General features: G+C 34.7%; 14 protein-coding genes and 1 pseudogene. 4 read left to right on the forward strand and 11 right to left on the reverse strand.

What is annotated here, in order from left to right:
- Positions 1–4 precede the first annotated feature (4 nt).
- Positions 5–598, reverse strand: a complete 594-nt coding sequence (locus JFL43_RS04770) for a biotin transporter BioY (RefSeq protein ID WP_200748152.1) — start codon at positions 596–598, stop codon at positions 5–7.
- 123 nt (positions 599–721) lie between these two features.
- Here JFL43_RS04770 and JFL43_RS04775 point away from each other — a divergent pair, with 123 nt between their 5' ends.
- Together JFL43_RS04775 and JFL43_RS04780 are read left to right on the forward strand one after the other, a co-directional pair.
- Positions 722–997, forward strand: coding sequence for a hypothetical protein (locus JFL43_RS04775; protein WP_200748153.1), 276 nt, complete (start codon positions 722–724; stop codon positions 995–997).
- A gap of 82 nt (positions 998–1,079) precedes the next feature.
- Positions 1,080–2,057, forward strand: coding sequence for a tetratricopeptide repeat protein (locus tag JFL43_RS04780; RefSeq protein WP_200748154.1), 978 nt, complete (start codon positions 1,080–1,082; stop codon positions 2,055–2,057).
- Between the two features lie 380 nt (positions 2,058–2,437).
- Here JFL43_RS04780 and JFL43_RS04785 read toward each other — a convergent pair.
- The 5 genes and pseudogenes from JFL43_RS04785 to JFL43_RS04805 form a co-directional block, all read right to left on the reverse strand.
- A pseudogene (locus JFL43_RS04785) lies at positions 2,438–2,910 on the reverse strand (DUF4372 domain-containing protein); the annotation flags it as partial.
- A 437-nt stretch (positions 2,911–3,347) separates the two neighbouring features.
- Complete coding sequence (locus JFL43_RS04790) at positions 3,348–3,953, reverse strand: ABC-2 transporter permease (RefSeq protein ID WP_200748155.1); 606 nt, start codon at positions 3,951–3,953, stop codon at positions 3,348–3,350.
- Positions 3,946–4,812, reverse strand: coding sequence for an ABC transporter ATP-binding protein (locus tag JFL43_RS04795; RefSeq protein ID WP_200748156.1), 867 nt, complete (start codon positions 4,810–4,812; stop codon positions 3,946–3,948). Before JFL43_RS04795 ends, JFL43_RS04790 begins: the two co-directional genes overlap by 8 nt.
- A 5-nt stretch (positions 4,813–4,817) precedes the next feature.
- Entirely contained in the window at positions 4,818–5,189 is a 372-nt protein-coding gene (locus tag JFL43_RS04800) for a GntR family transcriptional regulator (RefSeq protein WP_200748157.1), read from the reverse strand.
- Positions 5,190–5,204: 15 nt separating this feature from the next.
- Positions 5,205–5,510: a YfzA family protein gene (locus JFL43_RS04805; RefSeq protein WP_200748158.1), complete on the reverse strand. Its 306-nt coding sequence runs from the start codon at positions 5,508–5,510 to the stop codon at positions 5,205–5,207.
- A 1,008-nt stretch (positions 5,511–6,518) separates the two neighbouring features.
- Between JFL43_RS04805 and JFL43_RS04810 the strand changes: the two genes are divergently transcribed.
- Positions 6,519–7,937 carry a serine hydrolase domain-containing protein gene (locus tag JFL43_RS04810; protein WP_200748159.1) on the forward strand — a complete coding sequence of 473 codons (1,419 nt, stop codon included), beginning with the start codon at positions 6,519–6,521 and terminating at the stop codon, positions 7,935–7,937.
- Between the two features lie 393 nt (positions 7,938–8,330).
- Here the strand turns inward: JFL43_RS04810 and JFL43_RS04815 are convergent, their stop codons facing one another.
- Positions 8,331–9,830 carry an alkaline phosphatase family protein gene (locus JFL43_RS04815; protein ID WP_200748160.1) on the reverse strand — a complete coding sequence of 500 codons (1,500 nt, stop codon included), beginning with the start codon at positions 9,828–9,830 and terminating at the stop codon, positions 8,331–8,333.
- Between the two features lie 518 nt (positions 9,831–10,348).
- Between JFL43_RS04815 and JFL43_RS04820 the strand changes: the two genes are divergently transcribed.
- A complete protein-coding gene (locus JFL43_RS04820) occupies positions 10,349–10,510 on the forward strand; it encodes a hypothetical protein (RefSeq protein ID WP_200748161.1) in 162 nt (53 codons plus the stop codon).
- Between the two features lie 74 nt (positions 10,511–10,584).
- Here the strand turns inward: JFL43_RS04820 and JFL43_RS04825 are convergent, their stop codons facing one another.
- The 4 genes from JFL43_RS04825 to JFL43_RS04840 form a co-directional block, all read right to left on the reverse strand.
- Positions 10,585–11,790 carry a M56 family metallopeptidase gene (locus JFL43_RS04825; RefSeq protein ID WP_200748162.1) on the reverse strand — a complete coding sequence of 402 codons (1,206 nt, stop codon included), beginning with the start codon at positions 11,788–11,790 and terminating at the stop codon, positions 10,585–10,587.
- A gap of 11 nt (positions 11,791–11,801) precedes the next feature.
- A complete protein-coding gene (locus JFL43_RS04830) occupies positions 11,802–12,161 on the reverse strand; it encodes a BlaI/MecI/CopY family transcriptional regulator (protein ID WP_200748163.1) in 360 nt (119 codons plus the stop codon).
- Between the two features lie 393 nt (positions 12,162–12,554).
- Entirely contained in the window at positions 12,555–12,866 is a 312-nt protein-coding gene (locus JFL43_RS23410) for a rhomboid family intramembrane serine protease (protein WP_200748223.1), read from the reverse strand.
- A 146-nt stretch (positions 12,867–13,012) separates the two neighbouring features.
- Positions 13,013–13,219, reverse strand: coding sequence for a KTSC domain-containing protein (locus tag JFL43_RS04840; RefSeq protein WP_234447593.1), 207 nt, complete (start codon positions 13,217–13,219; stop codon positions 13,013–13,015).
- Between the last annotated feature and the right edge of the window lie 548 nt (positions 13,220–13,767).

The raw sequence follows: 13,767 nt of genomic DNA on the forward strand, positions 1-13,767 counted from the left end.
TTTATTAATCACGTCTAATTTTCAATATTTTATACATACGATGCCCGAACATTCCAGCTAGAATGCCAAGTATTATATCCTTTGGAAATGGGGGAACCATCCATAACCAGACTAATTTATAGGTTAGGGCATCTGGTGCATTTGCCCATAGTTTATAAGCTACATACATCCAGTTTGTGCCTATGATATAACCGATGATTGTTGCCATAATTGAAGCGGTAATATAGCCTTTTATAGATGAATATCGTTCTACAATTTTCCCTGCAATATACGCCGATATGATAAAGCCGATTATAAAGCCAAATGTTGGGCTCAAAATTTGCCCAAAACCTCCGCCAAATCGCGCAAAAACAGGTGCACCTGCTAAGCCAATACATGCGTAGACTAAGACAGAAATTGCACCAAGTCTACTTCCTAATATAAGGCCAGCTAAAATGGCGAAAAAGGTTTGTAGTGTAATAGGTACGCCCCCAATGACAAGAAAAGGGGCAAAGGCTGTAATGTTAGCGCCAATCATCATTAATGTTGCGAACATACCACAATAGACAATATCAACTGTTCTCATTTTGCTTTTTGTTTTCACTCTAGCTGTCGTCATTCCACACCTCTAAAAAATTTCGTCCTGTCTTTTAATAATAGAAGAAAGCAGGGATGCTGTAAATGCTATGTATGACTGTACTGGTCAATTCAAGTATAATGTAAAGAAAAGGAGGGGATTTTAGTGGATTTAAATGATTTATTCAACAAGGTAAAAGATGTTGCAGTAAGTGGCAATTTTGATATGAAGGCTATCTTATCGAACTCATTTATAAAAGAACATACAAATTTTAATACTATCCAAGAGTTATTAGAAAAACTGCCGTTTGGTATTAAAAGTCTCGATGATTTGAAGAGGATTCCTGAAGGCGATCTAAATAAATTTATCAATCAAAACTCGCAATTCTCTACTTGGAAAGAAATGCTTGTAATGGCTGGTACATTTTTAGCGAAAAAATAATTAAAGAAACAAACAATTAACGAAGCTATCTACTATCGGGAAATGATGGTAGATGGTTTTTTAGTTATACATATGAAGTTAAATGGCAAACATGAATGTAAATGAATTTTACGAATACGATATAGATGAGGTGTTACAAATAGAAGATCAATTTGCAAAGAAAATGACAACGTTAATGGCTGTATTAAATGAGGATATAAAAAAGATAGATTTCTCCTTGTCAAATCAAGTCTCAGCTTATATGCAGGAAGGGCTAATTGGAGATATTGCAACTGCTACAACTGGAATAGGATACTTTTATGAAAATCAGAAAGAGTATGAAAAAGCCTACAATTGGTATGAATTAGCAGTTGAATTAAATGTTGCGGAAGGTCAGTTTTGCTTGGCAAATTACTATTACGCGGGGGTTGGTGTCCAGGAAGATTTAGAAAAAGCTTTTCATCTTTATGAACTTGCGGCAAAGCAGGGACATGCGGATGCAGCAAATAATTTAGCGGATATGTATTTTAACGGAGAATATGTAGAAGAAAACTTCGTGGAGGCATTCAAATGGTTCACATTAGCGTCTAAAGCAGGTGTCAAAGAGGCACAATTTACACTCGGTATTATGTATGAACAAGGCCTAGGTTTAAAGAAAAATATAGGGCAAGCATTAATATTTTATAAAATTTCCGCAGAAAACGGCTATATAGATGCAAAATATCGAATGGGTAATTTATATGATCAAGGGATTGGTGTGAAGCAAAATAAGGAGCTGGCCTTTGGTTGGTATAAAAAAGCTGCGGAAAATGGCAATATAGATGCAGAATATAGTGTCGGTTATATGTATCAAAATGGTATTGGGACAAACGTCAATTACGACGAGGCGCTCGTATGGTATAAGCGCGCGGCTATACAAGGAGATGCCAGTGCAAAGGTGCGTATTGGAGAAATGTACGAGTTCGCAATAGGTGTTCCAATGGATATAAATCGCGCTATTATATGGTATGAACGAGCTGTTATTGCAGGCGATGCTATAGCACAAAAGCATATTGACCGTTTAAAGAGTTCGAGAATGTGAAGACTGTAGAAATTGTTTAGGTTCTGTTGGACACAACGGATTTGAGATGCTCCAAATATTATGTTTTTTGCTTTTTTAATAATTCGATACCAAAAAAGGGGATTTTTGGTATCGAATTAAATTCCTTTATAGGATGTCGCACATCCAACAGTTACTGTGCTTTATGAAATCTATTTTTCATATATGTGTGCGTATCAATTGCGGATTGAATGTTCAGGAGGTCTCTTCCGTTTTTTAATTCATAGATAGTATCTCCTCTGCTCTTCTTAATTTCGAAGCCAGATTTAGGCTGGTTTCCATAAAGAAGCTCTTAAATATCGGCTGATTTGCAGGATTTTTCGTTTACTATTGGTTTCAATTTGAGCTAAAACATTCAAGCAAAATACAATGAGGGCAATGAACACCAGGCGTAAATGAAGCTTAACGCCCGCTTTTGTTTTACGAAATTCAGCCCATTTGTGATTCGTTAAATTAAGAGGTAATGTACTCGAATCAATGAACTTTAAAGGCATGACGCTTTTCGAGACATTCGTTTTTTGGTGAATTTGAACGACAAAATCAAGGAAAAGCTGTTGGAAGATGTCTGGATTCACGTATTTAAACGACGTGACAGTTGTGAAACACTGATAGAATCTAAATTTGTCCCCTCTTGAAGTAAAAGGAAATCACTAAGTGCGTGCAGACTTTCTGTTTCATGTAGGTGCCCAAAAAGCAGTAATTTTAAGAATGAATCCGTCGTAAGTTTTTTCGTATACGCATCTAATTTCATCGTTTTCACGTTTTCTTCAAAAAGTTGAAGATTTATGGGTAAAAACCATTGTCCAAATGATGTTCTTCGTGTAATCTTGTCCATATGTAGTTCCTTTATTAGTGGATTTGGATGGGTTATCACCTGACTTTATCCATTATAAAGGACTTTTTTATGCACAAAACAGGATTATGGAACATTTTGAGTATTTTTGAAACTAAAGTTATTTTAATGCAACGCTAGTGACAATTAATGTATAAGTATTATTTTAAAATTCGATATCTAAGATACATTACATCAGATTCCTCGGTTTAACATTTAGCACAGCAGTATATATAAGAACACCACCAAACCTGTGTAGAATCAACTTCCAGAAAAATTTATCCAAAGTTAACTTCTATCCGTCAACCAATGATTATTAAAGAACCACTACTACGCTTTCATATATATAGCCATACATCCAAAAAAGAATATCGCTGCTTCCTGCATAATACATCTAGTCGGAGTTGACTTAAATTTTTCAGCTAGTACAAAGAACCTACTTAGAACGCCTTTCGTTGGTAAATAACAGTAGTAGTCACCCAAGAAATAACATAGACTACCATGATAACAAGTGTCGCTCCTGTATATAAAACCGGTACGGATAAATTAACAATAAAATCAGTTATTGCTGTTAAATGTTCAGCTAAAAACAATACAATGGCCGGTCCTATAGCTGCTAAAAGGAAAAAGCTGATCATTACAACCATTGTAATATGGCCTGGTTTTAATATGTAAAATAATGGAAATGTAAACGCGGCAAATAATAAGAATAAGCTACTGCCAATCGCAATATCAATCATCGTAAACGGTTTATTGAAAGCAAATAATGCTAGACTTGTCACCCCAATTGCTAAAAGCATATAAACAATAGCCCCAAGATAGCGTGATGCGATAATTTCCGTACGTGTATAAGGTAAGGAATTTAATAATATGTTTGTCTCTACTTTTTCATCGTAAGCATAAGTGTTAAAGGGAATAAAAATACTGGCAATGAGAAAAGTCCAAGCTGGATGTTTGTCAATAATGATAAAGAATAAGATAACAGGAAGAAAGATTAATAGCTGCCTTTTCTGTAGTATGACATCACGTCTGATTAAATTAAACATGGTGTATGCCCCCTTTCAAGTAATACATGATATCTTCCAGAGAGGCCCGTTCAAAGACAACTGTGTCTCCAAAAGTATTTTTCACTGCTTTAATATTATCCGTTAATGCTTCAAATCCTGTTGATGCACGATGAACATGAACAAAGGCCTTTTCAGTGTCGCTATCCAGAAGATTTAATCCTCCTTTAACGAGCGCATAGTTTTCAGCTACGTCGTGAATGGACTGATTAAATACTAATTCCCCATTCTGCATAAAAGCTATATAATCTGCGATACGATTTAAATCTGTTGTAATATGTGTAGAGAAGAAAATGGTACGATTACCTTCAATCATTAATTCCTGTAAAAGATCCAATAGCTCTCGTCTAAAAATGGGGTCTAAGCCTGCTGTTGGTTCGTCCATGATAATCAGCTCTGCATGATGTGATAGTGCTATCGCCAATGAAGCTTTCATTTGCATTCCTTTTGAGAAAGTTTTTATCGCTTTATTAAGCGGTAATTTGAATTGTTCAACATATTGATAAAATAAAGTATCATCCCATTGTTTGTAAGCTGGTGCAACTATACGTTTTATATCTTTTAAGTTCAGCCCTTCAAAAAAAATATTGCCATCGTAGACAAATCCAATTCTTTCTTTGATAGCCTTCTCATGCGTTTTGTAGTCCAACCCGAAAAGCTTAACTTCTCCGGCATCCGGCTTTAATAGATTCATCATCATTTTTATCGTTGTCGACTTACCAGCTCCATTTGCTCCAATGAACCCAGTTACAAAGCCTTGCTTCACTTGTAAATCAATATTTTTAACGGAAAAACCTTTAAATTTCTTTGTTACATTTTTTAATTCAACCACATTTTCCATTCATTTCACTCCTCATATAAAATCTTTAATAATTGCTTCAGCTCATCAAGTGACAGACCAATTTCTCTGCTATTCGTTATGACCGCACCCAGCTGCTCCTCAATGACCTTCAGCTTCTTCTCTCTTATAACCTCTAAATTTTGCTCTGCGACAAAAGACCCTTTTCCGACAATGGAATAGATAAAGCCCGCCTTCTCCAATTCCTCATAAGCACGTTTCGTCGTTATAACACTAATTTGTAAATCCTTTGCGAGATTACGCATGGAAGGTATTGCTGTACCCTCTTGTAGTTCACCTGCTAAAATAGACGATTTAATTTGATTCGTAATTTGTTCATAAATCGGCTCCTTTGAACTGTTGGAAATAATTATTTGCATGCCAATCCCTCTTCTTTATTTTTTTGAAAACATACTTGAAATAATGCCATGTACTGCTGGAATCAGTATAGCAATAACGTGAATTGTCATGAACATATTAAAAAATGAAAAGGAATAAGGGTTAATCCATTCAGTAAAGAGCTTCGAGTCCAAAATCCAGCTACTTATCCTGGCAAATAAGTTACCACTATCGTTTAGTTTTGGCTCCAGGAAAGTGCCATCAACGGCGATAAAGATCAATTGAACAATTAAAAATATTCCAATGGTGATCATCCAGCGTTTAGCTAGATGAATATTATGAGTTTTTTCTGTGCCTGTCATTTGAACACTGCCCCTCTCATGCTTCTTCATTTTGAGTATTTACTAAATTCACATCCTTATATAATGTATATATACTATATTCACATTATATACATATATAAAACACCGTGCAACCAATTTATTTCAATAAAAGAAAATTTTGTATATACCAGCCTTAGAACAATAGAACAGAAGTCTGATAGAACCACATTTACAATAAAGTTTCATAATAAATGAAATTGAAAGATCAATTATAAATTCAGCTAAGTAAGGGAGGATTTTTCCATGACACAATCTGAACGACAGGCGATGTGGCAAGAACGAATTGCTGCATTTCGAGCGAGTGGCAATAAAAATGTTACAGCTTGGTGCGAATAACAAAATATTAGTGTGAATAATATGTAATTGTAAATAAAATCCAAGCGGATGGAGCCACCTTTATTGAAGTGTTCACTTTTTTGGCTCTAAACCCTAAGTTTAAATAGACAGAGTTTTCTATCTTTATTTATACAACACTAGTGCGTTCTTTCCTACCAAAGATAGCATTTCCTTCTTGCAGGGTATTTTATAGATATTTTTACCCCATAAAGTAAGAGTTTCACCTAAAGAACCGAAATCAAATGTAATGTTAACACTGTTATTTGCATATATAGTGTTTTGGGGACTCTGCACAGTAGATCCTAACCAAAGTGATTCGCTAGCAGGTTTCGGTTTTTCCCTGGTTGAACAGTAGCATTATTAGAGGAATCTGCGAAAGCTCCTGTTTTACGTTTACTTAGTGTCTTTTTTAGGCTTGTCTCAAAGCTTAAGGGATTTGTAAGAATTGAGTAAGAAAAAAGAGAAGTTCGTTCCATACAATTAAAGTAGACAGCGAAAGGGGGAAATCGATTTCTTATTGTCTATAAATAAGCAATAACCCAATCATTGCATCACATTCACATGCAGCAATTCAGGCCTCTAGAACAATGAATTTCCAAAAGATATATTTATTAAAAAATCAGAAAATCAAGAAATGGAGAGATGTACAATATGAAACAAGAAACAATGATGAAAGAATTCGATCAGTATGCTGGTGAACTTACAAAGAAATATCAAATTCCAGGGTTTGCAATGGGCTTGGCGAAAGACGGGCAATTATTTTATGAAAGTGACTTTGGCTATCGAAATGTAGAAAAGGAGCTACCTTTATCCTCTGACACCGTATTTGGAATCGGTTCAATAACGAAGTCATTTACGTGTATGGCCATTCTCCAGCTACAAGAGGCTGGAAAACTTTCTGTTCATGATGCTGTTGTTCAATATTTACCAGAATTTAAAACTAATGATGAAGAGTATACAAAACAAATGACGATTCATCACTTTATGACTCATTCTGCAGGATTACCTCCTTTAACATTATTAATGGGTGCATTACGTAAGAGTATAGAGTTGGATCCAAGATTTGAAGAAGATGAAAAGAAAGAAAATGAATTATCTAAAATTCCATGTATTGAAACATATGAGGAACTGATGGAAGGTATTGCGAACGCGGAGTATCAGCTATTTGGTGCACCTGGTACAGAGTTTAGCTATTCAAATGAGTGTTACGCTCTTTTAGGCACTATTATTGAAAGAGTAAGTGGAATCAAATACGAACAATATATGAAAGATTACATTCTAGATCCGGCAGGCATGTATCAAAGTGTATTTCATTTAGAAGAATTAGATGGACACGAGGATATTGCCACCCTTTATAATTCACGGAGAAAAGCGGAAGAAACAATCGTGTTTGAATCGAATAATCCTTGGGACGCGCCCGCTATGCGTGCAGCTGGATTCTTGAAATCTACTATAAACGATATGCTTAAATACTCGGAAATCTTCAGAAACAACGGAAAAGTAGGCTCAGCACAAATATTGACACCAAAGAGCGTCGAATTAATGACAACACCTTATATACAATGTGATCCTGATAAATATTACGGATACGGTTTAACAATAGTACCAGACTTTTTTGGATATCGACTGATAGAACATGGAGGTTCCATTAAAGGTGTAGCATCCCAATTGAATATGATTCCAGAATTAGGTTTAGCAGGTATCGCATTTGCTAACTTAGCAGGAGTACCATCTACACAACTATTATATAGTGCGTTTGCAGAACAACTGGGTAAATCTGTTTACGATACTCATTTTAGTTTGAAAGAAATTGATGTATCCCTTGCTAAATTAAAGGAATATGAAGGTGAATTTGTTTCTGGTGAAGGAGCGAAAGTGAGACTTCATGTTGAAGCGGGAAAACTTCATATGGATTCAGATGGAATTCATACAATAATTAAACCAATTGCAGAAGACACATTTTTAGTACACATAAAAGACTCGAATTTTATTCTGCGTTTTAAAAGAAATGAAGAAGGCACAATCGTAAGGATTAAATTCGGATATAGACAAATTCCAAAAGTGAAGTAAGGGGGGATTACAACTAAAAATTTAAAACTTTGTGATATTGGATTTCTGTAGCTTTGTAAAAAGTTTGATAAAAATCACCTCACCTCTATCGATTTCTTAGAGTTGAGGTGTTTTTCTTATTGGTACTCTAAAGGGGCAGCATTCCTGTTTGAAGGATGTTCGGGGTCTTGAAAGAAAAAGACTATTGGAATAGGGGAGAGAAAACGGCTTAATCATTTTCAATTTCAAACAAAGTCTCTACTGCTTTTTTCACGTTTCTTGATTTCTCCATAACGAAAAAACCCGAATTTCTCATCTTATTAAAGAAATTGGGGTTTGTAATCATGTAATCTTCTTAACATTGTAAATACGCATTTTCCTGACGCTACCTCTATATTGTCTAAAGTAAGGGAGTCACTTTGTTAATTTTATAATCCATTTTTTAATGTCAACGAGTCTATTGTATTCAGGTTTTTCACGAGTACCAGCGATTATGAGAGGAACAAGGGAATCGATTTTGTGTAAAGAACCATGTGCTCCTCCACCAGCATGGTTATGACTATGTTTTTCTATGAATTCAAAGTGTGGTTTGGCATCTACAATTATAAATTGACCTTCATGTGAATGCAGGGCACCATTAAGTCTTGCGAGCGCATCTGGATAATTGCCATATTCGATAAGCCTTTGATTATCAATTTCCAAATTTAAAATGGAATGATCACCATCTAACTTCCATGATTGGTTATACAGATCCTTATACGGACCATTTGGTGAAAATGTAAAATACTTATCGGATTGTGGAGAAATAACATAGTTTGTTTCTTCCTCTTTCCATGCAATAATACCAATTCGATCATCTTTTTTTAATGTCTCTATTATTTTTGAAATTTCAATGTTTTCTTTGATTAAGTTAATGTACGCCATTCTCTCGTTAATCGCGATTGCAATTTCGCCATTCTTCTTACGTTCCCAAAAAGTATAGTCTTTTAACACATCATTTAAATCGATTAGCGAAATGTTCTTATCTTTAATAATCTTAGATTGGGCACTATCCCCATGTACAATCCAAATTGCCTGTTCAATTGCTTCCTCCCAAGTAGGATAAGAATTTAGTAGCGCTCGAAGATATTGATCTGCTTTTTCAATTGGATCTATATCCTCCGGGCCGTTTATATGTAAAAATTTGTCTGCATCTGGTAAATAGGCGAGAGTAAATGAAGGTAATTTATTATGTTTAATTAAGAATTTTAACTCGTTAACGGTAAATTGATTATTAAAGCCCATACTTTTCCACGCAAACTTATGACGACCATTTTTGGAATCATATTGAGACAATGTTCCCAATGAAAGTAATGATGGTCCGTTGATATCTATTTCATTTGGTAGAAGTCCTATTGCTGAAATTAGTTTTGGAACATTTAATTGGTGGTGAAAACTTCCACGATATAAAAGGCCATTGATAGATGCAGATTGAATGTTATCCTTTGAGAGTTCTTCATGAATGGTCTGAACATTTTTGCTCAGATGCTCTTTGTTTAGATTAACAATACCATCGAGTGCAACATTTTTAACTCCAAGGTTCCAGATTTCGCTTATGCCGCTCCCATAGCTTATAATGCGATTTTCATCTTTCTTAAACCAAATAAGGCCTGGAATCTTATGTTGATCAGCATAAGTACCAGTCAACAAAGTACTGTCAATAGCAACGGACATTGTAGGATAAGAGCTAATTACTTCTGGGTAAAATTGTCCGTTTTCTATTAAAAATGAAAAGGCAGGGGCTCTTCTTTCTTGAATGACTTTTTGGATGGACTGACTCATAAGAGAGTCTACAGTGATGAGTATGACTGGTTTTTTCCTTTTATTGAAAACAGTGTTGTTAATATCTTTGGTAGGAGACATTTTATATTTCATGTTTTCACCCTTTTTTCCTTTTTTTATAATTGACAATAGTATGCTTTATATTGGCAGGAAGATACGTCATATTAATATAAAGATGGTGACAGATGAAGTAAATCAATCAAAAAATAGAAGATGAACAGCTCCAAAAATTAATCCTGTAACCAAGGTTGATGCTAAAAATACAGACGTTATTTTTCTCATAAAATATCCCCTAACATAACTTCTAATATATTTTTTACTACAATTAAATCCATTTACAAATTATTAACAACTGGGTGTTGCAAAACTCATGAATCTAAGATGAAGTTTATGCGGAGTTATCTGAAGTTTATGTGAAATGGTTTAATGTTATAGTGTTGATTCTACCAGTAATTTGAATGCTACTGAATTTACGTACAGCATCCAATGAAAAAACTAGTCCCGGATTTCAGGACTAGTCTTTGGAGTAATTTATTTATTTTTCATTTGTTGCGATTACACGTGGTTCCGTCGTACTATTTGATGAATCAACAATAACTGGATTTCGTTCTTTGCCTTTATTTGTTGCGATTACACGTGGTTCCGTCGTACTATTTGATGAATCAACAATAACTGGATTTCGTTCTTTGCCTTTATTTGTTGCGATTACCCGTGGTTCCGTCGTACTATTTGATGCAGTCGTAACAATAACTGGATTTCGTTCTTTGCCTTAATTTGTTGCGATTACACGTGGGTCCGTCGTACTAGTTGATGCATTCGTAACAATAACTGGATTTCGTTCTTTGCCTTAATTTGTTGCGATTACACGTGGGTCCGTCGTACTAGTTGATGCATTCGTAACAATAACTGGATTTCGTTCTTTGCCTTTATTTGTTGCGATTACATGTGGTTCTGTCGTACTATTTGATGCATTCGTAACAATAACTGGATTTCGTTCTTTGCCTTTATTTGTTGCGATTACATGTGGTTCTGTCGTACTATTTGATGCATTCGTAACAATAACTGGATTTCGTTCTTTGCCTTCTTTCAGCGTTGGTGGCTCTTGGCTAGTTGCCGCAAAGACGGTCATCCCTCCAATGACTAATGTACATGCTAATGCTGTTCCTAATACCGACTTTTTCTTTAAGGTCATAATGGACACTATCCTTTCTTCAATCCCGTTTTTACTAAAATGATTACAAAGCGGCGTAACCGTATAGGTTTCATCTGCCATATTGACGAGAGATAGTGCATATGCTGACTTTGCCTTATCTCCAAACTGTCTAATAACCCTTTCGTCGCAAGACAATTCAATGTCTCTGTTTACTAAAAAATACATAATCCAAACTAATGGATTAAACCAATGCAAAGCTACCATAATCATTAAAACTACTTTCCACAAAACGTCGAAGCGTTTAATATGAATTAATTCATGCGTGAGAATAAACTGAATACTTGCAGCGTCTTCCCAATTTATTGATTTCGGCAATAAGATGACTGGTTTAAAGATTCCATATGTTAACGGAGTTGTAATTCTATCTGATACTGCAATTTGAATCGTTCTTTTTAACTTATGGTCTTCTAGCCATTGATCGAGATACTCATTATTCTTCACTGGGATGGCTGTTTGAAATTCTTTATAAAATCTAACATAGGCCACTATAAAGAATAGCGAAACCCCGATACCCCCACATGCCCAAAGGTACTGAACAAAATCGCTTGTCATCACAAGCAAAAGCTGATGATACAACGTGTTTGATGTTTGTGCGATTTCGATTGTATTGTGCATACTTTCCGAATCATTTGAGTGAGTGAGCGTAACAAATAAGTTTTTCAGCATAGGCTGCATGCTCAACTTTGAATAAAAAGAGTAGGGGATGAGTAGTTTAAATGCAACGATTCCCCAAAGAATTAAAAATGTTTGTTTTGGCACTTTATTTCTTACTAACATCCGCATCAATAGCACAATGATGAGGAGGAGAGATGCGTCTACACTCATGTTGAGAATACTCATATCATAATTCCTCACTCAAAATCTTTAACAATTTGCTTTAATTTATCGATCTCACTCGCGGACATTTTTTTCTTGTCTAGTAAGGATGCGAATAGTAAAGATTTAGAACCATTAAATATTTTATCAATCAATTCCGTCGTTTCTTGTTCTTGTATCTGTTCTTTTCTGATGATTGGATGACAGATAAAGTTAGGTTCAATTCTTTCAATGGCCTCTTTTTTTATACATTTTTTTATAACTGTATAGGTGGTATTTTTATTCCAACCTATTCGTTCGTTTAACATTTGTGAGAGCTGTTTAGCTGTCAAATCGCCTTCTTCCCATAAAATATTCATCACTTGTAATTCCGAATCAAACAATTTAACTTGCATACGCGCATGCTCCTTTTATTAAGTGGACTATTGCAATAGTTTGCCACACATTAATACTACTATGATAGTCTGTAGTTGTCAAGACTATTGAGGTAGTCTGTTGGAGAGAATCTATTTTAAGGGCATAATTATACGGATAAATTAACCTTTGGATACTGTGTCTAAACCCAAGTGAAGATTGGACTTTCGCTGCCTTCAGACTTCGCCCCAGGAAAGGTACGGAATTAAATTCCTTTATAGGATCGCACATTCAACAGTTCCTGTGCTTTATGAAATCTATTTTTCATATATGTGTGCGTAATCAATTACGGATTGAATGTTCAGGATGTCTCTTCCGTTTTTTAAAATTCATAGATAGTATATCCTCTGCTCTTCTTAATCGATAAAACAACTTCATGAGCTGCTTTTAATACTTAATGTATAATTTTGTGAAAAAAATACGTCCTTTTTATTGCTATCTAAAATTGAAATAATGAAGGCTAATACAAAACCACTAATAATCCCTCCAACATGTCCAGAAATACTTATATTAGGTGCACTTAAAGTGAAAATAAAACTAAGAGCTAAAATGATTAAAATAGCTCTTTTATCATATGAAGAAATCTTGTTAGGGTACCTTAGTACAAGAAAGTAAATATTCCTATTAAACCAGCCCCAGTCGATCCTGCTAATGGGTAAATACCTTGATAAAAATAATAAACGGATAAACTACGGAAGCGTGTTGATGCAGCATAGTAACACCCCTATTTCGGAACAAATTGGTAAAATAACACTTGAGAACTAACATTTTTATCTAAAAATTATATATGCAAATAGAAAAAACAGCATCCAAAATTGGATGCTGTTGTGTATTATACGCGGACAAATCTAAAGCGATCTTTTATATAGCGCTTGAAGTAGATTCCTTTTGAGTCTGCTTCCATTAATTCATTATAAACCCGTTCAGGAACGCCGTAATATTCAAATACGCCATCTTTAAACTCAATTCTTAAAATCATCGCGCTTGAATCAAAACCAACATGTGTTAATTTTGATGATGTAACAGAAACCATATTCATTACGATCCCCTCCTAATTTCATTATATACGAAAGCGCTTCCAATGAATAGTTGTTTGTTTTAAATTGTAAGTCTAACTTGAATTCAATACTGGAAATAACTCACTAAAATTGCGAAAAGATTTATAAAAAGTTGTTATAACGAAAATCGAACTCAAGAAAAAGGAATAAATACGGTCTATGAAGGGGTGAAGTAGATGAACAAGTTTGATTATTAGTAGTGAATTGTATTTGTCATTGTGTCTAGACAAGCTTTCTAGATCATTGTTGGTTTGTTTTAAATAGCTTACCACTTGGTTTTGTAATGTTGTTGTTGATTGCGCTTGGTATTGGGGAACCTCTGATTCTTGAATTTGCTAACACACTAGCTGATTTACTAAAAACATACAGCTAAACAGTATAAAATAGCCCTCTCTAATATGGGATTACTGGATAGAGAGGGCTTATTGTATTAGTTATACTGCTCTTCAAAATCAAGTCTAATCATTTAAATAGAGGAAGAAAACGAAAGGTTACCTCTCTGTATTGTATAGTTCCTCATTTAACAACT

This window comes from Viridibacillus soli, from assembly GCF_016612995.1.
Lineage (GTDB): Bacteria > Bacillota > Bacilli > Bacillales_A > Planococcaceae > Viridibacillus > Viridibacillus soli.

What these genes read in the sequence shown, in the direction of transcription:
- JFL43_RS04770 (WP_200748152.1), bottom strand. Translation starts at nt 598, where the DNA reads ATGACGACAGCTAGAGTGAAAACAAAAAGCAAAATGAGAACAGTTGAT.
- JFL43_RS04780 (WP_200748154.1), top strand. Translation starts at nt 1,080, where the DNA reads ATGGCAAACATGAATGTAAATGAATTTTACGAATACGATATAGATGAG.
- JFL43_RS04790 (WP_200748155.1), bottom strand. Translation starts at nt 3,953, where the DNA reads ATGTTTAATTTAATCAGACGTGATGTCATACTACAGAAAAGGCAGCTA.
- JFL43_RS04795 (WP_200748156.1), bottom strand. Translation starts at nt 4,812, where the DNA reads ATGGAAAATGTGGTTGAATTAAAAAATGTAACAAAGAAATTTAAAGGT.
- JFL43_RS04800 (WP_200748157.1), bottom strand. Translation starts at nt 5,189, where the DNA reads ATGCAAATAATTATTTCCAACAGTTCAAAGGAGCCGATTTATGAACAA.
- JFL43_RS04805 (WP_200748158.1), bottom strand. Translation starts at nt 5,510, where the DNA reads ATGACAGGCACAGAAAAAACTCATAATATTCATCTAGCTAAACGCTGG.
- JFL43_RS04810 (WP_200748159.1), top strand. Translation starts at nt 6,519, where the DNA reads ATGAAACAAGAAACAATGATGAAAGAATTCGATCAGTATGCTGGTGAA.
- JFL43_RS04815 (WP_200748160.1), bottom strand. Translation starts at nt 9,830, where the DNA reads ATGAAATATAAAATGTCTCCTACCAAAGATATTAACAACACTGTTTTC.
- JFL43_RS04825 (WP_200748162.1), bottom strand. Translation starts at nt 11,790, where the DNA reads ATGAGTATTCTCAACATGAGTGTAGACGCATCTCTCCTCCTCATCATT.
- JFL43_RS04830 (WP_200748163.1), bottom strand. Translation starts at nt 12,161, where the DNA reads ATGCAAGTTAAATTGTTTGATTCGGAATTACAAGTGATGAATATTTTA.
- JFL43_RS04840 (WP_234447593.1), bottom strand. Translation starts at nt 13,219, where the DNA reads ATGAATATGGTTTCTGTTACATCATCAAAATTAACACATGTTGGTTTT.